Here is a 23,641-nt window from a genome sequence, read left to right as displayed (position 1 = left end):
CATCCGGCCCGTCTTGCACCCCTTGCAGGATTAGGGCAGGAAGGGCGCATGGACATTCGTTTCAAGGCCCTCTCCGTTCACCTGCTGACCGCCACCGGTGCGGTGTTGTCGATGTTGGCGATGCTCGCGGCGGTCGAGGAAAAGTGGGCGCTGATGTTCCTGTGGCTGGTCGTGGCGCTGATCGTGGATGGCGTCGACGGGCCGCTGGCGCGGAAGTTCGACACCAAGCACAACTGGCCGACGCATGACGGCGTGTTGATGGACCTGATCGTCGACTATCTGACCTATGTCTTCATTCCGGCCTATGCGCTGTTCAAGTCGGGGCTGTTGCCGGGCTGGACCGGGTGGCTGGCGATCATCGCGATCATCTACACCTCGGTGATCTATTTCGCCGATACGCGGATGAAAACGAAAGATTGCTCGTTTTCCGGCTTTCCGGCGTGCTGGAACATGGTGGTTCTGGTGCTGTTTGCGATCTGGCCGTCGTATTGGGTGACCTTGGGCGTGGTTCTGGCGCTGGCCGTGGCGATGTTCTTCCCGCTGAAATTCATCCACCCGACCCGCACGGTGCGCTGGCGGCCGCTCTCGCTGACGATGGCGCTTCTCTGGACGATCTTCGCGGCCCGCGCCGCTTGGGTGAATTTCGAGGAAGGCTCCTGGGCGCATTGGGGGCTGGTCGTGACCTCGGTCTATCTGATGTTCGCGGGCATCGCCCAGCAGATCATCCCCTCGCGCCACCACGACTAAAGCCGGGTCAGCCCGACCCCCGCGACGATCAGCACAGCCGCGGTGGCTTTCGAGCGCGTCATCCTTTCGCCAAAGGCCAGCCATCCAATCAGCACGGCAAACAGGATCGCGGTTTCCCGCGTCGCGGCGACCAGCGCGATCGGCGCCTTGGTCATCGCCCAGATCGAGATCGCATAGGCGCCGTAAGAGGCCGCCGCTCCCGCTGCCGCCATGCCCCAATCCTTCAGGGGCGCGACGGTGATGAAGCCCTTCGGCCGACTGAAGGTCATCACCAGACCGAAGAGCAGCCCGCCCCCCACCATCAGCCAGCCGACATAGCCCGCCGCATCCCCCGCAACGCGGGCACCCAGCCCGTCGGTCAGCGTATAGGTCGCGGTGGCGCAGGCCGAGCCGAAGGCAAAGGGCAGCAGGCGGCGGCTCTCGCCATCGGTGAAAACGCCCCGCGCCATGAAGAGGATGCCAAGACCCAGAACGCCGATGCCCACATAGCCGAGCGGTTCGATCGTATCGAGCGCGAAGAGCGCCGAGACGACCGCCACCATCATCGGCGCCGTGCCGCGTGCGATCGGATAGACCCGGCTCAGATCGCCCTGTTCGTAGGCATGGGCAAGGAAATACTTGTAGAAGAAATGCACGCAGCTTGCCGCCGCGACCCATTTCCACGCTGCCACCTCGGGCCAGGGACGCGAGAGCGCGATTGCCAGACCGACGGCGGCCTCCATGTAGCTCAGCATCACCATGGCGCGGATCTTCGAGCCGCCAAAGCGCAGAAGCGCATTCCAGAGCGCATGCAGGAAGGCTGCGGCCAGCACCGCGAGAAGAATGGAAAGGCTCATCGCGGCTCCCTCTTTTGTCACGCCCCGCCCATCGGTAACGAGGGGCCGCAGGCGGGGCAAGGGGGGCTCTGCCCCCCGTCCGCAAGCGGACTCCCCCCGAGATATTTGAGGCAAGATAAAGGGGGGCTGCTTTTTCTTGGCCCAAATACGCCCTTGCGCGAGATGAAAAGGGCGCCCGAAGGCGCCCCTTTTTGCGGATCGGTGGTGTCGAGGCTCAGCCCAGCACGGAATTGCAGCGCGCGCAGGTGCAGGCGTGCTTGTGACTGCCCACATCGGGCAGGATCTTCCAGCAGCGCTCGCATTTCTCGCCTTCGGCCGCCTCGAAAAGAACGGCGATGCCCGGCACTTCGGGCAGGCGGAACGCCTCGGAGGGCGCAGGGTCGGTGGTCAGGCTCAGGTCCGAGGTGATGCAGATATCGGCGAAGTCGACCGATTTCAGCGCGGCTTCGAGCGCCGTGTCCTCGACATGCACCACGGGCGCGGCTTCAAGGCTGGCGCCGATCACCTTGGCGGTGCGTTGCACTTCCAAGGCCGCGGTCACCACGCGGCGGGCCTTGCGGATGCCGTCCCACTTTTCCGCCAGATCCGGGTTCAGCCAGTCGGACGGCGTCGCGGTGAAGTCCTCCAGATGGACCGAGTTCGCCTCGCCCGGGAAGCGGCTCAGCCAGACGTCTTCCATGGTGAAGGGCAGCATCGGCGCGAGCCACTTTGTCAGGCGCTGGAAGAGCTCATCCATCACCGTGCGCGCGGCGCGGCGGCGCAGGCTGGTGGGGGCGTCGCAGTAAAGCGCGTCCTTGCGGATGTCGAACCAGAAGGCGGAAAGATCCACCGTGCAGAAGGTGAAAAGGGTCTGGAACACGCCCTGGAAGTCGTAAGCCGCATAGCCCTCGCGCACCACCGTATCGAGTTCGGCCAGACGGTGCAGCACCCAAGCCTCCAGCTCCGGCATTTCGGCCGGGCTGACCCGTTCTTCCTCGGCAAAGCCTGAAAGCGCGCCGAGCATGAAACGCAGCGTGTTGCGCAGGCGGCGGTAGCTGTCGGCGGTGCCTTTCAGGATTTCCTTCCCGATCCGCAGATCGACGGTGTAATCCGATTGCGCCACCCACAGCCGCAGGATGTCGGCGCCGTAATCCTTGATCACATCGGCCGGGGCCACGGTGTTGCCGAGCGATTTCGACATCTTCATGCCCTTTTCGTCGAGCGTGAAGCCGTGGGTCAGCACGCCGCGATAAGGGGCGCGGCCCTTGGTGGCGCAGGCCTGCAGCATCGAGGAATGGAACCAGCCGCGGTGCTGGTCGGTGCCCTCGAGGTAAAGATCGGCGATGCCGTCCGCCGTGCCATCCTCGCGGTCGCGCAGCACGAAGGCATGGGTTGAGCCGCTATCGAACCACACGTCGAGCACGTCGAAGACCTGCGTGTAGTCTTCGGGGTTGACGATGCCTGCCAGCACCTTCTCCTTGAAGCCCTCGGTATACCAGACATCGGCGCCCTCGGCCTCGAAGGCCGCCGAGATGCGGGCGTTCACCTCGGGGTTGCGCAGCAGGAAATCCGGGTCGGTCGGTTGCGCGCCCTTTTTGGTGAAGCAGGTCAGCGGCACGCCCCAGGCGCGTTGACGCGACAGCACCCAGTCGGGCCGCGCCTCGATCATCGAGTAAAGCCGGTTGCGCCCGGTGGGCGGGGTCCATTGCACGAGCGTGTCGATCGAGGTCAGCGCGCGGGCGCGGATCGTGTCGCCATAGGTGCCCATGCCGTCATTCAGCTTCACGTCGATGGCGGCGAACCATTGCGGCGTGTTGCGGAAGATCAGCGGCGCCTTCGAGCGCCACGAATGCGGGTAAGAGTGCTTGAGCTTGCCCTTGGCCAAGAGCGCCCCGGTTCCGCCCTTTTCGACCGGCCCCAAGGCTCTCAAGTTAGAGACGTTTGCCGGGCCTTCCTTGCCATCGGGCAGGATGATCGCCTGACCGCCAAAGATCGGCAGCGAGGTCCGGTAGGTGCCATCGGGCTCGACGTTGTAGGTCATCGGCAGGCCGAATTTGAGGCCCATCTGATAGTCGTCATCGCCGTGGCTGGGCGCGGTATGGACAAAGCCGGTCCCGGCGTCGTCGGTGACGTGATCGCCCGGCAGCATCGGGACGTCGAAATCCCATTCGCCGTTGCCGTTTTCGATGCCACGGTAGGGGTGGGCGAGAGTGACTTGCTCAAGGGCGGTGACTGATGAGAGCCGCGCAAGACGCACAATCTTGGCAGCGTTCCCCACGGCTTCAGCGAGTTTGTCCGCGAGAATGAGTGTTTCGCCGACCTTGGCGGTGCTTCCCTCCGCGACCTCCAAAACTTCGTAAAGCCCATAGCGAATGCTCTCGCTAAACGAGACTGCGCGGTTTTGGGGGATGGTCCAAGGCGTCGTCGTCCAGATCACAACCGAAGCAGCCATCAGTTTCTGGGTAAGCTGTTGTTGCGTGTAATCCGTATCACTCGCCCAGCCACTGAGCGTTGCACCGGCATCAACGATCTTGAACCGCACCCAGATCGTGTGGCTGGTGTGGTCGTGATACTCGACCTCGGCTTCCGCGAGGGCCGTCTTTTCAACGGGCGACCACATCACGGGCTTGGACCCCTGATACAGGCTGCCGTTCATCAGAAGCTTCATGAACTCCTCGGCGATCACGGCTTCGGCGTGGTAATCCATCGTCAGATAGGGGCGTTCCCATTTGCCGGTGACGCCCAGCCGCTTGAATTCCTCGCGCTGGATATCGATCCAGCCCTCGGCGAAGCGGCGGCATTCCTGACGGAAGGCGACGGTGTCCACGTCGTCCTTGTTCAGGCCCTTGGCGCGGTATTGTTCCTCGATCTTCCATTCGATCGGCAGGCCGTGGCAGTCCCAGCCCGGCACATAGCGCGCATCGCGGCCCATCATCTGCTGGCTGCGGACGATGAAATCCTTCAGGATCTTGTTCAGCGCATGGCCGATGTGCAGATGCCCGTTCGCATAGGGCGGGCCGTCATGCAGGACAAACGGCGCCCGGCCCGATTTCTCGCGCAGCCGGTCATAGACGCCGATCTTTTCCCAGCGGGCCAGCCAATCGGGTTCGCGCCCCGGAAGGTTCGCGCGCATCGGAAAGTCGGTTTCGGGCAGAAAGACGGTGTCGCGGTAATCGACGGTAGTTTCGGGCGTGTCGGCGCTCATCATGCATCCATGTCTGGCTGAGGGGGGCGCCTGCGCGCCCGGCATTTGAACTGGGCACCTCCGTGCCCGGGGCTTTGCGACTATCTCCCGGCAACCCTGACGCGTCAGAGCGCCGGGCCGGTAATTCGATGTATGAAGCAAAGCCCGGTCATGGCGGCGTTATAGGCGCGGCGACGGGGGCGGGCAAGCGCGAAGCGGGCCGGAAAAGCGCCGGTCAGAGCCTTGGCAAGCCCCGGTGTGATGCCTTACGCTGCCACGCAGCGAATGGGGGTGGGAATGAGGGACACAAGCACGATGCCGAGTGCCGAGGAAATCGCGGCGCTGTTCACCGGGGCGGCGGGCTATCGCTTTGCGCGCTGGGGGCGGCCGATCGTGCCGGTGGTGTTTGGCGTCGATGCGGCGACGCTCGCCATCGTCAAGGGCGCGACCGAGGCGGTGGTGGTGCTTGCAAATGCGAAGATGGCGGAAACCGACGCCGAGATCGGCGCCAATCTGATGATCTTCTTCTTCCGCGACTGGCAGGAACTGCTCGAGGTGCCGAACCTCGATCAGATGATCGACGGCTTGTCCGACATCGTCGCGCGGCTCGATGATGCGGGGGCGAACCAGTTCCGCACCTTCCGCTTTGACGATGCGGGCGCCATTCGCGCCTGTTTCAGCTTCATCCGCATGGATGCCGCGCTCGATGAAGTGCCCGCCGAGACGATCGCGCTCAATCAGGCGGTGCAGATGATCCTGACCTGGGGCGAGCGCGCCTTTGCCGCCCAGCCGCCCCTGGCCGAGGCGAAGGGGGTGGCGGTGATCCGCCCTGAGATTGCGGCGGTGATCCGCGCGGCCTACGATCCGGTGATGCCTGCGGTGGCGACGGACGCAAGTCACGCGCTGCGGCTGGCAGCACGGATCGGACTGGGAGGGGCGGCATGAGCCACGAATTGAAACTGCGCGTCTATTACGAAGACACCGATCTGGCCGGGATCGTCTATTACGCCAATTACCTGAAGTTCATCGAGCGCGGCCGGTCCGAATGGGTGCGCAGCCTTGGCGTGGATCAGGTCGCGCTCAAGCGCAATCATGGCATCGTCTTTGCCGTGCGCCGGGTCGAGGCGGATTACCTGAAACCGGCGAAATTCGATGACGAGTTGCGGGTGACGACTGAGCTTCTGGCCGAAACCGGGGCGCGGATTGTCGTCGAACAGGCGGTCTGGCGCGGCGATGACAAGCTTTTTACCGCGACGGTAACGCTGGTCTCTTTGACCGAAACCGGGGCTGCGGGGCGGCTTCCGGCCGAAATTCGCGCCAGGATCGCGCCGAAACTGCATTGATTTCGCTGCAGGACAGCAATTGTGCCACAACAATGACGCAGTTGTTATGGCTTTACCCCTCAATATCCGGTAGAATCACTGTTAAGAGGCCCGAGAACGTGGCCCGTATGAGAGCAGTGACCAATGGACCAGCAAACCCTTGCGATGGCGCAGGAGATGGATTTCTCCTTGCTTGCGCTTTTTCTGCGCGCCTCGCTGACCGTCAAATTCGTGATGATCATCCTGATCGGGGCCAGTTTCTGGTCGTGGTCGATCATCATCCGCAAGTTCATCTCGTTCCGCGCCGCCCGCGTCGAGGCTGATGCCTTCGACCGCGCCTTCTGGTCGGGCGAGCCGCTGGACGAGCTTTTCGACCAGATCGGACCGGCCCCGGACGGGGCGAGCCAGCGCATCTTTGCGGCGGGCATGCTGGAATGGCGGCGCAGCCATCGCCATGACGGCGAGCTGATCGCCGGGGCGCAGGCCCGGATCGAGCGCTCGATGGATGTGGCGATCGCCAAGGAAAGCGAAGCGCTGAACTCGGGTCTGTCCTTCCTTGCCACCGTCGGCTCGACCGCGCCCTTCATCGGGCTTTTCGGCACGGTCTGGGGGATCAAGGTCGCCTTCGAACAGATCGCGATTTCGCAAAACACCTCGCTGGCCGTCGTCGCCCCCGGGATTTCGGAGGCGCTCGTCGCCACCGCCATCGGTCTGATCGCCGCTATCCCGGCCGTTGTGCTTTACAACAAGCTGTCGTCCGACGCCGACAAGATCTCCTCGGGCTACGAGGCTTTTGCCGACGAATTCTCGACCATCCTCTCGCGCCAGCTGGACGCGTAAGCGATGGGCGCGGGGGTGATGAAGAAGGCGGGCGGCGGTGGTCGTCGGCGCCGGGGCGGCAAGGGCAAACATGCCGTGATGGCCGAAATCAACGTCACGCCGATGGTCGACGTGATGCTGGTGCTGCTCATCATCTTCATGGTGGCCGCGCCGATGATGACCGTGGGCGTGCCGCTGGAACTGCCGAAGACCGCGGCCAAGGCCGTGCCGACCGAGCAGGAAGAGCCGCTCGCGGTGTCGCTGCAGCTGGACGGCACGATCTCGCTGATGAACGAGACCGTTCCCGAGGCAGAACTGATCGACCGGCTGAAGGCGATTTCCTCTGAGCGCGACAGTGACAAGGTCTTCCTGCGCGCCGATGGCGGCATCCCCTATTCGCGTGTGGTCGAAGTCATGGGCGCGCTGAACGCCGGTGGCTTTGCCAACATCATCCTCGTGACCGACCCGGGCGGGCCGACGCTGACCGGCGGGTCGGTGAAGACGGGCGCCCCGGCGAAAACAGGGAACTGAGGCGCGCCATGCGCATGGATCGGGCGGAACGGATCGGCACGGGGGTCTCGGCGGCACTGCACCTTGCGGTGATCCTCTGGGCGCTCATCGGCACGGCATGGTTCAAGCCCGAGCCGACCGACCCGGTCGAGATCAAACCGGCCGGGATGATTTCCGAGGCGGAATTCGAGGCGATGCAGGCGGCGGCGCCGAAGGCGGGCTCTGCCGCGCCCGCGCAGCCCGAAACGGCCCCGGCCGAGACCGCGCCCGCGGAGCCGACCGCCGAAGAGGCGCCGACCCCGGAGCCGCAGCCCGAACAACCGACGCCCCCCGAAGCGAAGCCCGAGCTGCCGCCGGACATGTCTGACGTGACCGAGCCGACGCCGCCCGCCGAGGTGACCGAGGTTCCGCCCTCGATGATGCCGCCGGTCGAAGAGCCGCAAGACACCGAGGCCCCGCAATTCTCGCCGCGGCCGCAGCCGAAACCGGCGCAGCGCATCGCGCCGAAACCGGCCGACGCCCCCGCGCCCGATGCGAAAGTGTCGGATCTGGCCGAGCCGGAAACGAAGCCCGAGGAAACGGCGAAGCCCGAAGAGCAGCCGGAAAAGCCGAAGGAAGAGGCCGCGCCGCCGGAATCCTCGACCGAGATCGTGCCCGAGGAGACGAAACCCGTCGAGGAAGAGACCACCTCGGCGCCGAAATCCTCGCCACGGCCGCCGAAGAAACCGGCCAAGCCCGCGGTGAAGCCGCCGGAAGAGACCCAGACCGCCGAAGCCGCGGACAAACCGGCTGACAAGCCGAAGACCGATACGCCGAAATCGGACAAACCGAAGTCCGACAAGCCCTCGAAGGCCTCGGACAAGCCTGCCTCGTCGAAACCGGTCAGCTCTGATGCGGTGAACGATGCGCTGGCCGAAGCTCTGGGCGGCGACAATGCCAGCAGCGACAGCGCGAGCAGCGACACTGGGACGGGCGGACTTGGCATCGCGAAGAACGGGCCGCCGGTGACCGCGGGCGAGAAAGAGGCGCTGATTGTCGATGTGAAGGCCTGCTGGAATGTCGGTGCGCTCTCGTCGGAGGCGCTTCGGACCACGGTGACGGTGCGGGTCGACATGCAGGAAAACGGCAAGCCGGTGATCAGTTCGATCAAGATGGTCGATTCCACGGGCGGGTCGGATGCGGCGGCACGACAGGCGTTCGAAGCGGCGCGGCGCGCGATCGTGCGCTGTGGCTCGGATGGCTTCCCGCTTCCGGCCGAGAAATTCGGCTGGTGGCAGCAGATCGAGATCGTCTTCAATCCTTCGAAGATGCGGATGAAATAGCGGGAAACCGCGGGTGGTCAGGCGCTTGTGATGACGGGCGCCCGGAAAACACGGATAGAACAGGGCGCAAGGCCCGGACGAGGACGGAACATGGTGCGTTGGATTTTGGCCGCGGCGGCGGCGATGATGCTGACAACGGGGATGGCTGTGGCCCAGCAGGGGCCGCTGCATATCGAACTCGACGAGGGGGTGATCGAGCCCTTGCCCTATGCGCTGCCCACTTTCGTGGACGAAGGCGCGGGAAGTCTGGCGAGCCAGATCACCCGGGTGATCGCCGATGACCTCTCGGGCACCGGCCTCTTCCGCGAGATTCCGGAAGGCGCGCATATCCAGCATTTCGGCAGCTTCGACACGCCGGTGAGCTATGCCGACTGGCAGGCGATCAATGCGCAAGCGCTGATCGTCGGCTCGGTCGGCATGTCGGGCGGCAAGGTGGTGGTGAAGTTCCGCCTGTTCGACGTTTACGGCAACACCCAGCTGGGCGATGGTCAGCAACTGGCGGCCAGCCCCCAAAGCTGGCGGCGTCTGGCGCACAAGGTCGCCGACGTGATCTATTCGCGCATCACCGGTGAAAGCGGCTATTTCGACAGCCGCGTTGTCTATGTCTCGGAATCCGGTCCGAAGGATAAACGTCAGAAGCGCCTCGCCATCATGGATTACGACGGCGAGAACGTGAACTATCTCACCGACAGCTCGGCCATCGTGCTGGCGCCGCGGTTCTCGCCGCAGGGGGATCGCATCCTTTACACCACCTTCGAGACCGGCTTCCCCCGGATCAAGATGATGTCGGTGGGCAATGCCTCGGGCAAGCTGCTGCCGGAAACCCCCGGCACGATGACCTTCTCGCCGCGGTTCTCGCCTGATGGCAGCTCGATCGTCTATTCGCTCGAGCAAAACGGCAACACCGACCTTTACCGCATGTCGGTCTCTGGCGGTGGCGTCGAGCGTCTGACCAATTCGCCCGCGATCGAAACCGCGCCCTCCTACAGCCCGGACGGCAGCCAGATCGTGTTCGAAAGCGACCGCTCGGGTTCGCAGCAGATCTATGTCATGTCGGCCAGCGGCGGCGAGCCGGTGCGGATCTCGAACGGCGACGGCCGCTACGGCACGCCGGTCTGGTCGCCGCGCGGCGATCTGATCGCCTTCACCAAGCAATCGGGCGGGCGCTTCTTCATCGGCGTGATGCGCACCGATGGCTCGGAGGAGCGCGACCTGACGGCCTCGTATCTGGACGAAGGCCCGACCTGGTCGCCGAACGGCCGCGTGATCATGTTCACCCGTGAAAGCCCCGGCGCTGCGGGCGCGGCGAAGATGTTCACCGTGGACATCACCGGGCGCAACCTGAAAGCGGTGGCTGGCGTGGGCGGGGCTTCGGACCCGACCTGGGGCCCGCTGCTTCCCTGAGTGATCTGGCCTGATTCACAAACGCAGGCAAACCTGATACGGTGCCCCGAACGGGCACGACCAACAAAAGGCGGTATATCATGCATCTTGCAACGAAAGCGGTTCTGGGCCTCGCGCTGATGGCGCTCGCGGCTTGCAACAACCCCTCGAAAAACGGCGCGAATGGCGTTGTCGATCCGGGTGGTGCCTATGGCGACGCGGGCGGCGTGTCGCAGGGCTCGATCAACGACCCGAACTCGCCGGCGTATTTCTCGGGCAAGGTCGGTGACACGGTCCACTTCGTCGTCGACCAGTCGACTTTGACCGACGAAGCCCGCGCGACGCTTTCGGGTCAGGCGCAATGGCTGTCGAGCCATGCGAACTATGCCGCGATCATCGAAGGCCATGCCGACGAACAGGGCACGCGCGAATACAACCTCGCGCTCGGTGCCCGTCGCGCCAGCTCGGTGCAGCAATACCTGATCTCGCAGGGCGTGCCCGCGAACCGTCTGCGCACCGTGTCCTACGGCAAGGAACGCCCGATCGCCACCTGCGCCGCGGAAAGCTGCTTCGCGCAGAACCGTCGCGCGGTCACCGTGATCTCGGTCGGCGCCGGGAGCTGATGCAGATGCGGCGGGTGATGCTGGGCACGGCACTGGCTCTGGCGCTGGCCGCGCCCGCCGCTGCTGCCGACAAACAGACGCTGGCCGACATCCGCGCGGAACTCGCGCAGTTGTCGGCGCAGCTGCAAGACCTGCGCACCGAGCTGGTGGCCTCGGGGGCGAAGGGGATGCAGGCCGCGGGCGGGTCGTCCGCGCTGGAGCGGATGGACACGATGGAGGCGGAGCTGACCCGCCTCACCGCGATGACCGAACAGCTCAAGGACCGGGTGGACAAGGTCGTCAAGGACGGCACCAACCGGGTCGGCGATCTGGAATTCCGGGTCTGCGAACTGGAAGAAGGCTGCGATCCCTCTGCCGTCGGGCAGGCGCAGCCGCTCGGCGGTGCGGCGCCTGCGGCAGCCGCGCCGGTCGCCTCGAACGGGTCTTCGTCGACTTCTGGCGGGACCATGGCCATGAACGAACAAGCGGACTTCGATCGGGCCAAGGGGGTGCTCGATCAAGGTGACTTTCGTGCCGCTGCGGACCTCTTTAAGACCTTTACCGAAACCTACCCGGGTGGGCCACTGACCGGCGATGCGGGCTATCTGCGCGGCGAAGCGCTGATGAAGGCGGGCGACGTGCCGGGCGCGGCCCGGGCCTGGCTCGATGGCTTCTCGGCCGAGCCCGAAGGCAAGCGCGCCGCCGACGATCTGTTGGAACTCGGCAAGGCGCTTGGTTCGCTGGGGCAGCAGACCGAAGCCTGCGCGACATTGGCTGAGGTTCCGGCCCGGTTCCCCTCTTCGGAGGCGGCGGGCAAGGTGGCAGCGGCGCAAGCGTCGCTTTCCTGTCAGTGACGGAGGTGGCGGGCAGCGCCGAGGCGCTGCGCGCGGCGCTTTTGCGCGGCGATGTTCCGTCTGAAGACGGGATGCTGCTCTGGGCCGCAGAGGCCGCAGTGCAGACGATCCGGCCCTTGATGGCCGTGCCGCGGCTGGCGGTGGCGGTCTCGGGCGGCTCAGATTCCCTTGCAACGCTGGTCCTTCTTGCGGCCCTGCATCCGGTCGAGGCGGTGAGCGTGGATCACGGTCTGCGCCCGGAAGCGGCCGAAGAAGCGGCCTTTGTCGCCCGCTTCTGTGCCGGGCGCGGCATTCCCCACAGCACCCTGCGCTGGGACGGCCAGCGGGCCAAAGGCAATCTGATGGATGCCGCCCGCCGGGCGCGGCTGCGCCTGATCGGGGACTGGGCGGTCGCGCGCGGCGTGGGGGCGGTGGCGCTGGGGCATACTGGCGACGATCAGGCCGAGACTTTCCTGATGCGGCTGGCACGCGAAGCCGGGCTCGAAGGGCTGTCGGGCATGCGCGAAAGCTTTGAAAGCGAGGGGGTGCTGTGGTTTCGGCCTTTCCTGAGCCAGACCCGGGCCGAGTTGCGGGGCTATCTGGAGCGGCAAGGGATCGGCTGGATCGAGGATCCGTCGAACGAGAATGATCGCTTCGACCGGGTGAAGGCACGCAAGGCGCTGGCGGCGCTGGCGCCTTTGGGCATCACCGCGGGCACGTTGTCGACAGTGGTGGGCCATCTGGCGATGGCCGAGCAATCGGTGCTCTGGTCGCTTGAGCATCTGGTTCAGGCGCATGTGCGCTTCGAGGCGGGCGATGTGGTGATCGACGCACACGGGTTTCGCGATGCCTTCGATCCTGAGACCGGGCGTCGGCTGCTGAATGCGGCGCTTGTCTGGGTCTCGGGAGCCTATTATCCGCCGCGCGCGGCGCAGGTGATCGACGTTCTGACGACCTGGCGCGTCCGGCGCGACCGCACGCTGCATGGCTGCCGGATCAGCGTCAGCGACGATGCGATCCGCATCACCCGCGAGATCCGCGCCATCGCCGATCTGCGCGTTCCGCTCGGTCAGGTCTGGGATGGCTGGCAGATCGAGGGGCCGGAGGCACCGGGGCGGATCGTGGCGGCGCTCGGCTCCGAGGGATGGAGGCAGCTGGGTGCGCGCCGATCCAGCCCGTTGCCGCGGGCGACACTGCTGGCCTCGCCCGCGCTTTGGCAGGATGGCACGCTGATTGCGGCGCCGCTGGCCGGGTGGAAAAATGGCTACGAGGCCCGTTTGGTGCGGCCAAGCTTCACAGTCGCATTAATCAGACGTTGAACCTGCGCACTTAATCCCTATTTTCACACCAAAGGCTCTGCACCCCATGCGGGGCCCTCTCATTCTTCGGAGGTTTCTCTTGGGCAATCTGCGCAACATCGCCTTCTGGGCCCTGCTGTTCGTGCTCATCCTGGTGCTGTTCAACCTGCTCGGCAGCGGGCAGGGGCCGCTCAATGCCCGGCAAGTGTCTTATTCCGACTTCATCGCCGCCGTGGACAAGGGCGACGTGAAGCAGGTGCAACTTGATGGCGAGGATGTGCGCTATCAGGACAGCAAGGGTGACAATTATTCGACCGTCAAACCCCAATCTGACGAGATCGCGGAAAAGCTGATCGACAAGGGCGTCGCGGTGAACGTGGTCAAGCAGCAGCAATCGGGGCTGATGTCGATTCTGGGCGTTTGGCTGCCCTTCCTTGTCATGATCGGCCTGTGGGTCTTCTTCATGAACCGGATGCAAGGCGGCGGCAAAGGCGGGGCGATGGGCTTTGGCAAGTCGAAGGCCAAGCTTTTGACCGAAAAGCATGGCCGCGTGACCTTTGACGATGTCGCGGGCATCGACGAGGCCAAGGAAGAGCTGGAAGAGATCGTCGAATTCCTGCGCAACCCGCAGAAATTCAGCCGTCTTGGCGGCAAGATCCCGAAAGGCGCGCTGCTTGTTGGCCCGCCCGGCACCGGGAAAACCCTGCTGGCGCGTGCGATTGCGGGCGAGGCGGGCGTGCCCTTCTTCACCATCTCGGGTTCTGACTTCGTCGAGATGTTCGTCGGCGTCGGCGCCTCGCGCGTGCGCGACATGTTCGATCAGGCGAAGAAGAACGCGCCCTGCATCGTCTTCATCGACGAGATCGACGCCGTGGGCCGCGCCCGGGGCGTTGGCATCGGCGGTGGCAACGACGAGCGCGAGCAGACCCTGAACCAGCTTCTCGTCGAGATGGACGGGTTCGAAGCGAATGAGGGGATCATCATCGTTGCGGCGACGAACCGCAAAGACGTGCTGGACCCGGCCCTTCTGCGTCCCGGCCGCTTCGACCGTCAGATCCATGTGCCGAACCCGGACATCAAGGGCCGCGAAAAGATCCTGTCGGTGCACGCCAACAAGATCCCGCGCGGGCCGGATGTCGATCTGCGCACGATTGCCCGCGGCACCCCCGGCTTTTCGGGGGCCGATCTCGCGAACCTCGTGAACGAGGCCGCGCTGATGGCGGCACGCGTCGGCCGTCGCTTCGTGACGATGGAAGATTTCGAACAGGCCAAGGACAAGGTGATGATGGGGGTCGAGCGGCGCTCGATGGTGCTGACCCCCGAGCAGAAGGAAATGACCGCCTATCACGAGGCCGGTCACGCCGTCGTCGGTCTGAAGTTGCCGAAATGCGATCCGGTCTACAAGGCGACGATCATTCCGCGCGGTCAGGCGCTGGGGATGGTGGTCAGCCTGCCCGAGATGGACCGGCTGAACTACCACAAGGACGAGGCCAAGCAGAAGATCGCCATGACCATGGCGGGCAAGGCGGCCGAGATCCTTAAGTGGGGCGAAGAGGCTGTTTCGAACGGTCCCGCGGGCGACATCATGCAGGCCTCGGCGATTGCGCGGGCGATGGTGATGCGCTGGGGCATGTCGGACAAGGTCGGCAACATCGACTATTCCGAAGCGCATGAAGGCTATCAGGGCAACACCGCAGGCTTCTCGGTCTCGACCAAGACCAAGGAGCTGATCGAGGAAGAAGTGCGTGACCTGATCGAGAACGGCTACGTCGAAGCGCGTCGCATCCTCGAGGAAAACCGCGAGGAATGGGAGCGTCTGGCGCAGGGGCTTCTGGAATACGAGACCCTGACCGGCGACGAGATCCGCAAAGTGATGGCGGGCGAGGCGCTGGGGGGCGATGACGACCGGCCCTCGGGCAACATGCCCACCGTGACCTCGCTGCCGCGCACGAAGCCCGCGCCGAAACCGGGCATCGCGCCCGAGCCGAACGTCTGATCTGCGATCACACCGATATCAAATTAAAACGCGCGCCGGAGCCCCGGCGCGCGTTTTCGGTTTGCTTTCAGGCTCGGGTCAGAGCACAAAGTCGCCCGCAACGGGGGCCGGCAGCGTCGTGCCGATCAAGGTCAGGATGAAATCTGCCGTGCCGTCGCCATCCAGATCGCCCTGAACGCTCCAGCCGGTTGCCGTGGATTCGACGCGCAGTTCCGCGCCCGCGCCGGTGAAGGCCGCCGTGCCAAGGAAGGTGAAGGCGGCATCGCCTGTGGCGTCATAATTCGCGTCGATTCCGGAGAGATCGATCCTGTCGCCTTCGGAATGCTTGAAGTCGGTGATCGTGTCGAAGCCTGCGCCCGCGCTGCTGTCGTAGACATTGACGAAGACGAAGCGATCGGCGCCCGCGCCGCCGGTCATCCGGTCGGTGCCAAGGAAGGAAATCAGCACATCACTTCCGGCGTCCCCCGAAAGCGTATCATTCCCGTCGCCGCCATCGATCCGGTCACTGCCATTTCCGCCGCTCAGCAAGTCGGTGCCAAGGCCGCCGATCAACGTGTCACTGCCGTTGCCACCGAGGACGACGTCGCGACCGATCCCTGCATTGAGGCTGTCATTGCCGTCGCCGCCATAGATCGTGTCGTTGCCCCTGCCACCCAATGCCGTGTCGTTGCCGCCGCCCATCGACAGCACATCATTGCCCGTGCCGCCATCGAACCAGTTCGCGTTTGCGTTCAGCGCAAGAGTGGTCGAAATGGTATCGGTCAGCACGTCGTTATAGGCGCTGCCTGTGATGTTGAAAAAACCGTCAAGCTGATCACCCTCGGCATCGCCGCCGCTGGCGAAAGTGGCTGCGCCAAAGGTCAGGGAAACATGCACCGCCGCGGAAGATTGCGCGTAGCTCAGCAGATCTCCGGCGTCCGCGCCTCCCGACAGGACATCGGCTCCAGCACCCCCGTCGATCGTATCGCGGCCAAGGCCCCCACGGATCGTGTCCAAGCCCTGATTGCCAAAGAGCAGATCATCGCCTGTCCCGCCATCGATCTCGTCCGCGCCATAGCCGCCATAGATCGTGTCGTTCCCCTCGGCCCCGTCCAGTGTATCGTCGCCGCCGACGAGGGTGTCCAAAGCCGTCATGTCTCCGTAAAGGATGTTGCCGATTTCATTGCCGCGGATCCAGTCGTCGCCGTTTGCGCCGCGGGCGTTCTCGATCAGCCCGCGCACGATCAGACGCGAGGCGACATCGTCGTCAAAGAAGATCGATTCGCCTTCCGTGCTGACACCGTGCACCGACCACCAGCACAGGCTGATCGCGTTGCTGTCGTGAGAGCGGCGCAGGACCAGCCAATCGGTGCCGGTGCCATCGTCGCTCAGGATGCGGGTGTTGCCGTCGTCCACCAGATCGTCGACGTAATAAATGTTGTCCGTCATTTCGGCCCTCTGCCTGACACTTCAATGAATATCGCGCCAGACACGTCAGTCGGCGCTTGTCGGACAAGGGGCAACGGCGCGGCCATTTGTCGCCAAAGGAATTCGGTGCAATCTGGCGCCGGAGGGGGCGGATTCGGCCTTTGCGGGGTCGCAAATGCGGACGGCGCCCGGGGAAGATGCGGCTAGCTTGCCGAAAGGGCAGGACGCCGCGTGCGAAGCCACGGAGGAGAGGATCGCATGGCCGTCAGAACCGATATCGAGATTGCCCGCGCGGCCGAGAAATGGCCCATCGCCCGGATCGGTGCCGGGCTTGGCATCCCCGAGACCGCGCTGATCCCCTATGGCCGCGACAAGGCCAAGGTCGATGCCACTTTCTTGGCGTCGCTGACCGACCGGCCGATGGGCAAACTCATTCTTGTCACCGCCGTCAGCCCGACGCCTGCGGGCGAGGGCAAGACGACGACCACGGTCGGCCTTGGCGATGCGCTCGCCCATATCGGCAAGACGACCGTGATCTGTCTGCGCGAGGCCTCGCTTGGCCCCAACTTCGGCATGAAGGGTGGCGCGGCGGGCGGGGGCCTGTCGCAGGTGCTGCCGATGGAAGACATCAACCTGCATTTCACCGGCGATTTCCACGCCATCACCGCGGCGCACAACCTGCTGTCGGCGATGATCGACAACCATCTTTACTGGGGCAATGCGCTTGGCATCGACGCGCGCCGGGTGGTCTGGCGCCGCGTGATGGACATGAACGACCGGGCTTTGCGCGAGGTCGTGGTGGGCCTCGGCGGCGCTTCGAACGGTTTTGCGCGCGAGACGGGGTTTGATATCACTGTCGCCTCGGAGGTCATGGCCTGTCTGTGTCTGGCAGAGGATCTGGCCGATCTGCGGGAGCGGCTGGGCCGGATCGTCGTCGCCTATCGGCGCGACAAGACGGCGGTGACCTGCCGTGATATCGGGGCCGACGGCGCGATGGTGGTGCTGTTGAAAGACGCGCTGCAACCGAACCTCGTGCAGACGATCGCGCATACGCCCGCCTTCGTGCATGGCGGGCCGTTTGCCAATATCGCGCATGGCTGCAACTCGGTCGTGGCGACGAAGACCGCGCTGCGGCTGGCCGATTACGTCGTGACCGAGGCGGGTTTTGGCGCCGATCTGGGGGCCGAAAAGTTCTTCGACATCAAGTGTCGCAAGGCCGGGCTACGGCCTGCGGTGGCGGTGATCGTCGCCACGGTGCGGGCGATGAAGATGCATGGCGGCGTCGCGCGCGAGGATCTGGGCCGCGAGGATGTGGGGGCGGTGCGGCGCGGCTGCGCGAACCTCGGACGTCACATCGCCAATACCCGTGGCTTCGGCGTGCCGGTGGTGGTGGCGATCAACACCTTTGACGCCGACACCCCGGCCGAGATCGCGGCGATTGCCGAGCATGCCGCCAGTCTGGGCGTCACGGCCGTTCCCTGTCGGCACTGGGCCGAGGGTGGGCCGGGCGCCGCCGATCTGGCGCAGAAGGTCGTTGCGCTTTGTGACGCCGAGACCCGCTTTGCCCCGCTTTATCCCGACGAGATGGGCCTTTTGGAGAAGATCGAGACGATCGCGAAGCGCATCTATCATGCTGAGGGCGTGATTGCGGACAAGGCGGTTCTGGCGCAACTGGCCGCATGGGAGGCGGCGGGGCATGGGCAGCTGCCGATCTGCATGGCGAAGACGCAATATTCCTTTTCCGCCGATCCCGAGTTGCGCGGGGCGCCCACGGGGCATTCCATTCCGCTGCGCGAGGTGAGGCTTTCGGCGGGGGCGGGCTTCGTGGTGGCGATCTGCGGCGAGATCATGACGATGCCGGGCCTGCCCCGACATCCGGCGGCGGAGATGATCCGGCTTGATGCCGCGGGCGAGATTGAGGGGTTGTTTTGAGGCGGGGTTGAGAAGCGGGCGACAAGGTGCGATAGGAGCGGGGCATAAAAGCGGAACTTGCCGAATGAAAGAGCCCTCCGAAATCACCTCGATGGCCGAACTGCGGGCCGAGATCGATGCGCTGGATCTGCGCATCGTGGCGCTGCTGGCCGATCGGGCGCGGTTCATCGACCGTGCCGCCGAACTCAAGCCCGCCGAGGGCATGCCCGCGCGCATCAAGGCGCGGGTCGAGGAAGTGGTGAACAATGCGCGCAACGCCGCCGAGGCGCGGGGGATGGACCCCGAGCTGATCGAGGCGATGTGGCGGATGATGGTGGAATGGTCGATTGCCCGCGAAGAGCGGGTCCTGGGCAAGGGAGACGGAATTTGAGCGCGAAGATCATCGACGGCAAGGCTTTCGCGGCCAATGTGCGGGCGCAGGTCGCGGCCCATGTGGCGCGACTGAAAGAGGTGAACGGTCTGACCCCGGGTCTGGCCGTGGTGCTGGTGGGCGAAGACCCGGCAAGCCAGGTCTATGTCAAGAACAAGGGCATCCAGACCCGCGAAGTCGGGATGAATTCCTATGAGCACAAGCTGTCGGCCGAGACCTCGGAAGCCGATCTGCTGGCGCTGATCGCGAAGCTGAACGCCGATCCCGCGGTGCACGGGATTCTGGTGCAGCTGCCGCTGCCGAAACATCTCGATTCTGATCTGGTGATCAATTCGATCGATCCGGCGAAGGACGTGGACGGGTTCCACATCTCGAACGTCGGGCTTCTGGGCACCGGGCAGAAGGCGATGGTGCCCTGCACGCCGCTTGGCTGTCTGATGATGCTGCGCGACCACCTGGGCTCGCTCTCGGGGCTGAATGCGGTGGTCGTGGGCCGGTCCAACATCGTCGGCAAGCCGATGGCGCAGTTGCTGCTGGGCGACAGCTGCACTGTCACAATCGCGCATTCGCGCACCAAGGATCTGGCCGAGGTCTGCCGCCGTGCCGATATTCTGGTGGCTGCCGTTGGCCGCCCCGAAATGATCCCGGGCGACTGGGTGAAACCGGGTGCCACCGTGATCGACGTCGGCATCAACCGCATCGAGCGAGACGGCAAGGGCAAGCTGGTGGGCGACGTCCATTTCGAAAGTGCCGTGGCCGTGGCGGGCGCGATCACCCCGGTTCCGGGCGGCGTCGGTCCGATGACCATCGCCTGTCTGCTGGCCAATACGCTGACCGCCTGCTGTCGCGCCCATGGTCTGGCGGAGCCCGAGGGCCTGACCGCCTGAGCCTGTTGGCATGGCCCTTACATCTTCCGGATGAGACCCTGCTGTGACCACAATCACGGTTGCAAGCCCTTGTGACTGCGGCTAGCACATCTGCATGGTTTTGATTTTTGGAATGGGGCGAAAGGGCCATGCCCTTCTTTGAGAAGGCAAGACGATTTGGGCGAAAATACCAGCGGGCCATGCTGCATCCGGTCGTTCCGGTGGTCTGGCTTGCAACCTCGATTTTCGGGATCGTCGCCGGTCCTTTCGGCACTCAACTCTTTCCCCTGACCGGCCGCATCGCCTTCTGGCCGATCATCATCGGCCTTGGGGTGGTTGCGGCCGGGTTGTTGCGGGTGATCGTGCGCGATTACCTGGGCTATCGCAGCTTCTGGCCCGAGGCGCCGCTGATTGCCGTTCTGGCCACGCTGGGGTTGACGCCGCTTTTCATGGCGCTGGCCGAGGCCGTGGCCGGACCGGAGCAGCATGTGCCCTCGATCCCGGCGATGATGAGCTACATCTTCATCATGTCGATCATCACCTCGACGCTGCGCCATGCGGTGGCAGCAACCTGGCCCGGGGGGACGGGGAGCGGACTGCTGCCGGTGGCCGAACCGCCCCTTGCCGCGTTCGTCACGCCTGACCGTGAACCGGCTGCGCGGTTGATGTCCCGGCTGTCGCCGAACCTTCGGGCGCCGCTGGTGCGGCTGCAGATGCGCGACCACTATGTCGAAGTCTTTACCGAGGCGGGCTCGGAAACTGTGCTTTTGCGCATGGCGGATGCGATCTGCGCCGCCGAGGGGGTCGAAGGGTTGCAGGTGCACCGCTCGCATTGGGTGGCGCGGCAGGCGATCCGGGGCGTGAGCCGGGCGCAGGGCAAGGTCAGCTTGGTGCTGAAGGACGGCACGCAGGTTCCGGTGTCGCGGGGCAATGCGCCCGCGGTTCTGGCGCTTGGTCTGGCCGAGATATTGCCACAGGCCGACAACGGCAGCGACGCTCCGCAGGCTGTTGCCGCGCAATAGGCCCTGCCGGGCTCAGTGCTGGATCTCTTCCTCGCGCACGAACATGTTCGACCAGGCGCGGTCGATCAGTTCCGGGCTCATCTGATAGGGAATGCCTTCGAATTCGCAGATCGCGATCATCTGGTCGATCAGGAAGACCGGCTGATAATTCGCATAGACGTTGTTGATCGTCGGGTATTTGACCTTCAGAAGATGGACGAGTGCGGCTTCCGACAGCGGCATGCCGCGTTTTTTCGCAACCAGCGAGAAGATCTTGAGGTAATCCGATTGGCCAGGCCCATCGATCTTGATCTTGAAGAAGATCCGCCGCAGCGCCGCCTTGTCGAAGATCTGGTTCGGGTGGAAGTTGGTCGAAAAGATCACCAGCGTGTCGAAGGGCACCTCGAACTTTTCGCCCGATTGCAGGGCTAGGATGTCGCGGCTCTCCTCGAGCGGCACGATCCAGCGGTTGACCAGTTTCTGCGGCGGTTCGGCTTGACGGCCAAGGTCGTCGACGATGAAGACCCCGCCCGAAGATTTCATCTGCAACGGCGCCGTATAGGTCCGCGCGGTCGGGTTGTAGGTCAGATCGAGCATGTCGAGCGACAATTCGCCCCCGGTGATCACCGTCGGCCGGTCGCAATAGACATAGCGGCTGTCGAAGCGGTTGCCCGATTTGCGCAGGGCGGTCGGGTCATCGGCTTCCTCGCTTGCCGCAGTATGCACGATCGGGTCATAGACGACGATCACCTGACCGGCATATTCGACTGCGCGCGGCACATAGATTCGATCGCCGATCGCATCGCGGATGCCGTTCGAGATCGAGGATTTCCCGTTGCCGGGCGGGCCATACATCAAGATCGACCGCCCCGAGGACACCGCCGGTCCCAACTGGTCGATCAGCGTCGGCGGCAGCACCAGATGCCCCATCGCTGTCATCAGCTGCGGCCGGGTCAGCTGGATGTTGCGGATCGACTGTTTCTTCATCTGCACCGAATAATCGGCCAGCGGCACCGGCATCGCGCCGTAATATTCCGACTGCGTCAGCGCATCGAGCGCACGGGCCTTGCCACCATCGGTCAGCTGATACCCCATCTCGCCGCCCGAATTGGCATGCAGCGTGCCCATCGCCTCGATCAGCTTCTGGTTGCGGCCCAGATCCACCAGCTCCTGTGTCAGCGCGATCGGCAGGCAGACCAGCTTTGCAAGGCCGCTGACCGTGTCCATATTGGTCCGAAACATGGTCTTGAGCAGGATGTCCCGCATCAGCACCATGTTCAGGCCAGTTTCGGCGAGCGTTCGGGGCGGGGTGGGCGCGATCACGTTGGGGGCGACCATGTTCATCTGTCCTGCTCCGGCTCGTCTTTTTAACGTGTTGCTTCGGGATTCACAGGCGCATCCTGCCGGGCTATTGTGGCCAAAAATGGGAAAAGATGCGGAGAGGCCGGGATGACGGGCAGGTCAAGGGCAGCGGCGGCTTTGCCGCTGGCAGGCGGGCTGGCGATTTTCGCCGTGATTTTGGCGGCAGCGCCGTTTCTGGCGGGGGGGCTTTACGTCACTCAGCATGAGGGCGACACGCTGCATCTGGCCGATCTGGTGTTGCGCATGGCCGAAAAGGGCCAGATGCCGCACCGCGATTTCATGACGCCCTTGGGCATCGCCGGGCTCTGGCCGATTGCGCTGTTTTCGAAGCTGGGGTTTGGCTTTGGCCATGCCTTTCTGGCCGCGCAGGCGATGGTGGCGGCGGTGCTGTTCCTGCCGATCCTGCGGGTGGCGCAGTCGCGCTTTCCGGGCGGGCTGGCGTGGGTGTTCGGCATCTATGCGCTGGGCATGGTTTTGGCGCTGGTGCATGGCGAGACGAACCCGGCCAGTTCGGTGTCGATGCATTACAACCGCTGGGCCTGGGCGATGGCCTATGTGGCGCTGCCGCTGGCCGTGCTGGAGCCGCTCGGGGTCCGGCGTCCGCGGATCGATGGCGTGCTGATCGGCGCGATGATGGCGGGGCTGGCGCTGGTCAAGGTCACCTATGTCGTGGCCTTTGCCCCCGCGGTGCTGGTGGCGCTGCTGGTGCGCCGCGATTTTCGCACTCTGGGCGTGGCCGTGCTGGCCGGGGTCGCGGTTCTGGCTGCGGTGACGGCGGTGCTGGGGGTTGGCTTCTGGATCGCCTATCTGCGCGATCTGCTGGCCGTTGCGGGATCGGCCAGCCGCGCGGCGCCGGGCGACACCCTCGGCGGGGTGATGGCCGCACCGAAGAACCTCGCCGGGACGCTGGCTCTGTTGATGACGGTGATCTTCCTGCGGCAAGCCGAGCGGATGTCCGAGGGGCTGGTGCTGCTGCTCCTCGTGCCCGCTTTTGCCTATGTGACCTATCAGAACTATGGCAACGATCCGCAATGGTTGGTGCTGGTCGGTCTTTTCGCGCTGACCCTGCGCCCTGACAGCCTGATCTCGAACGGGCTGGGCTGGCGCTTGCGCGAGGCGCTGCTGGTGACCGGCGTGGTGGCTTTGGCGCTGGCTGCGGGGCCTGCGGCGAACCTTGTCTGGAGCCCCCTGCGCCATGCTTTCGCCAAGACCGATGACATGGTGCCGTTCCTCTCGGCGCGGACGCAGGATGCCGATCTGCTGGTCGAGGCACCCCGGGTTTACCGGGTGCTGCAACAGGTGGCGGGGGATGCGCCGGGGCAGCCCTATGCGGCTTACGCGACCAAGGGCGAGAGCGCCGAGAAACCGCGCAAGCCTGCGGCGCTGAATGGCGAGACGCTGCCAGAGTGCGAAATGACGATGGGCTATGATGCCTGGTTCGAGACCGCCGCCGCGGATCTGGTGCAGGCGGGCTATGCCCATTCACGGGTGCTGGTGGCGGATCTGTTCTCGGCCTTGTGGCTCTTCGGGCCGTTTGAGCCGGTCAAGGGCGCGGCGCCGTGGTATTATGGCGGCACGCCCGGGATCGACGCGGCCGATCATGTGCTGGTGCCGCTCTGCCCGACCGGGGAAAGCCGGCGCGACGAGATCGTGAAGGCGATTGCGGATGCGGGTTGGCGGCTGATCGAGGAACGCCGGACGACGACCTACATCCTTCTGCGGCCCGAGCGGCCGTAGCTCAGCGCCGGATTTGGCCGCGGCCGTTGACGCGGCCATGCGGACCATGTGCAGCTGCTGTGGCCGGGGCCTCAAGGCCTCCGGCCAGCGCCCGCCCCGCCCATGGCGGGCTCTGCCCGAGTGCTTTGGGCACTC

The 23,641-nt window shown here is 64.9% G+C and carries 20 protein-coding genes; 16 read left to right on the top strand and 4 right to left on the bottom strand.

Annotated elements, in window-relative coordinates:
• Positions 1-48 precede the first annotated feature (48 nt).
• Positions 49-747 carry a CDP-alcohol phosphatidyltransferase family protein gene (locus ACTTAI_RS17550; RefSeq protein WP_444452787.1) on the top strand — a complete coding sequence of 233 codons (699 nt, stop codon included), beginning with the start codon at positions 49-51 and terminating at the stop codon, positions 745-747.
• Here the strand turns inward: ACTTAI_RS17550 and ACTTAI_RS17545 are convergent.
• Positions 744-1,583, bottom strand: coding sequence for an EamA family transporter (locus tag ACTTAI_RS17545; protein ID WP_444452786.1), 840 nt, complete (start codon positions 1,581-1,583; stop codon positions 744-746). The two genes, ACTTAI_RS17550 and ACTTAI_RS17545, sit on opposite strands and share 4 nt — an antisense overlap.
• Before the next feature lie 214 nt (positions 1,584-1,797).
• Positions 1,798-4,767, bottom strand: coding sequence for an isoleucine--tRNA ligase (gene ileS, locus ACTTAI_RS17540; protein WP_444452785.1), 2,970 nt, complete (start codon positions 4,765-4,767; stop codon positions 1,798-1,800).
• A 276-nt stretch (positions 4,768-5,043) separates the two neighbouring features.
• Between ileS and ACTTAI_RS17535 the strand changes: the two genes are divergently transcribed.
• From ACTTAI_RS17535 to ftsH, 10 genes are all read left to right on the top strand, one after another.
• Positions 5,044-5,691, top strand: coding sequence for a hypothetical protein (locus ACTTAI_RS17535; protein ID WP_444452784.1), 648 nt, complete (start codon positions 5,044-5,046; stop codon positions 5,689-5,691).
• Positions 5,688-6,089 (top strand): tol-pal system-associated acyl-CoA thioesterase, encoded by a 402-nt coding sequence (gene ybgC, locus ACTTAI_RS17530; protein WP_444452783.1) that lies wholly within the window; start codon positions 5,688-5,690, stop codon positions 6,087-6,089. The genes ACTTAI_RS17535 and ybgC overlap by 4 nt, the downstream gene beginning before the upstream one ends.
• A 123-nt stretch (positions 6,090-6,212) precedes the next feature.
• The gene (gene tolQ / locus ACTTAI_RS17525) at positions 6,213-6,908 is read left to right on the top strand and encodes a protein TolQ (RefSeq protein WP_444452782.1); all 696 of its coding nucleotides are present in this window, start codon (positions 6,213-6,215) and stop codon (positions 6,906-6,908) included.
• A 3-nt stretch (positions 6,909-6,911) separates the two neighbouring features.
• A complete protein-coding gene (locus tag ACTTAI_RS17520) occupies positions 6,912-7,418 on the top strand; it encodes an ExbD/TolR family protein (RefSeq protein WP_444452781.1) in 507 nt (168 codons plus the stop codon).
• A gap of 8 nt (positions 7,419-7,426) precedes the next feature.
• Positions 7,427-8,719 (top strand): hypothetical protein, encoded by a 1,293-nt coding sequence (locus ACTTAI_RS17515; RefSeq protein ID WP_444452780.1) that lies wholly within the window; start codon positions 7,427-7,429, stop codon positions 8,717-8,719.
• A 90-nt stretch (positions 8,720-8,809) separates the two neighbouring features.
• Complete coding sequence (gene tolB / locus ACTTAI_RS17510; protein WP_444452779.1) at positions 8,810-10,123, top strand: Tol-Pal system beta propeller repeat protein TolB; 1,314 nt, start codon at positions 8,810-8,812, stop codon at positions 10,121-10,123.
• A gap of 80 nt (positions 10,124-10,203) precedes the next feature.
• Positions 10,204-10,725 (top strand): peptidoglycan-associated lipoprotein Pal, encoded by a 522-nt coding sequence (pal, locus tag ACTTAI_RS17505; protein WP_444452778.1) that lies wholly within the window; start codon positions 10,204-10,206, stop codon positions 10,723-10,725.
• Positions 10,726-10,730: 5 nt separating this feature from the next.
• Positions 10,731-11,558, top strand: coding sequence for a tol-pal system protein YbgF (gene ybgF, locus ACTTAI_RS17500; RefSeq protein WP_444455797.1), 828 nt, complete (start codon positions 10,731-10,733; stop codon positions 11,556-11,558).
• A gap of 5 nt (positions 11,559-11,563) precedes the next feature.
• On the top strand, positions 11,564-12,856 hold the full coding sequence (gene tilS / locus ACTTAI_RS17495; RefSeq protein ID WP_444452777.1) for a tRNA lysidine(34) synthetase TilS: 1,293 nt from the start codon (positions 11,564-11,566) through the stop codon (positions 12,854-12,856).
• Positions 12,857-12,935: 79 nt separating this feature from the next.
• Positions 12,936-14,831 carry an ATP-dependent zinc metalloprotease FtsH gene (ftsH, locus tag ACTTAI_RS17490; protein ID WP_444452776.1) on the top strand — a complete coding sequence of 632 codons (1,896 nt, stop codon included), beginning with the start codon at positions 12,936-12,938 and terminating at the stop codon, positions 14,829-14,831.
• A gap of 78 nt (positions 14,832-14,909) precedes the next feature.
• Here the strand turns inward: ftsH and ACTTAI_RS17485 are convergent, their stop codons facing one another.
• Positions 14,910-16,259: a calcium-binding protein gene (locus ACTTAI_RS17485; RefSeq protein ID WP_444452775.1), complete on the bottom strand. Its 1,350-nt coding sequence runs from the start codon at positions 16,257-16,259 to the stop codon at positions 14,910-14,912.
• Positions 16,260-16,496: 237 nt separating this feature from the next.
• On the opposite strand from ACTTAI_RS17485, the gene ACTTAI_RS17480 reads away from it, so the two are divergent.
• The 4 genes from ACTTAI_RS17480 (at position 16,497) to ACTTAI_RS17465 (ending at position 20,428) form a co-directional block, all read left to right on the top strand.
• Positions 16,497-18,170, top strand: a complete 1,674-nt coding sequence (locus tag ACTTAI_RS17480) for a formate--tetrahydrofolate ligase (RefSeq protein ID WP_444452774.1) — start codon at positions 16,497-16,499, stop codon at positions 18,168-18,170.
• A gap of 64 nt (positions 18,171-18,234) precedes the next feature.
• Positions 18,235-18,540 carry a chorismate mutase gene (locus ACTTAI_RS17475; protein ID WP_444452773.1) on the top strand — a complete coding sequence of 102 codons (306 nt, stop codon included), beginning with the start codon at positions 18,235-18,237 and terminating at the stop codon, positions 18,538-18,540.
• Positions 18,537-19,427, top strand: coding sequence for a bifunctional methylenetetrahydrofolate dehydrogenase/methenyltetrahydrofolate cyclohydrolase FolD (gene folD / locus ACTTAI_RS17470; protein WP_110806127.1), 891 nt, complete (start codon positions 18,537-18,539; stop codon positions 19,425-19,427). The genes ACTTAI_RS17475 and folD overlap by 4 nt, the downstream gene beginning before the upstream one ends.
• Before the next feature lie 179 nt (positions 19,428-19,606).
• Positions 19,607-20,428 (top strand): LytTR family DNA-binding domain-containing protein, encoded by an 822-nt coding sequence (locus ACTTAI_RS17465; protein WP_444452772.1) that lies wholly within the window; start codon positions 19,607-19,609, stop codon positions 20,426-20,428.
• Between the two features lie 12 nt (positions 20,429-20,440).
• On the opposite strand, the gene ACTTAI_RS17460 is transcribed toward ACTTAI_RS17465, so the two are convergent.
• Complete coding sequence (locus ACTTAI_RS17460) at positions 20,441-21,751, bottom strand: ATPase (protein ID WP_444452771.1); 1,311 nt, start codon at positions 21,749-21,751, stop codon at positions 20,441-20,443.
• A 105-nt stretch (positions 21,752-21,856) separates the two neighbouring features.
• Here ACTTAI_RS17460 and ACTTAI_RS17455 point away from each other — a divergent pair, with 105 nt between their 5' ends.
• A complete protein-coding gene (locus ACTTAI_RS17455; RefSeq protein WP_444452770.1) occupies positions 21,857-23,506 on the top strand; it encodes a hypothetical protein in 1,650 nt (549 codons plus the stop codon).
• Positions 23,507-23,641: the final 135 nt, after the last annotated feature.

It is taken from the genome of Rhodobacter capsulatus, assembly GCF_052363175.1.
Lineage (GTDB): Bacteria > Pseudomonadota > Alphaproteobacteria > Rhodobacterales > Rhodobacteraceae > Rhodobacter > Rhodobacter capsulatus_D.
Note: the sequence above shows the minus strand (reverse complement) of the source record. Positions and strands in the feature narration are given on the sequence as shown.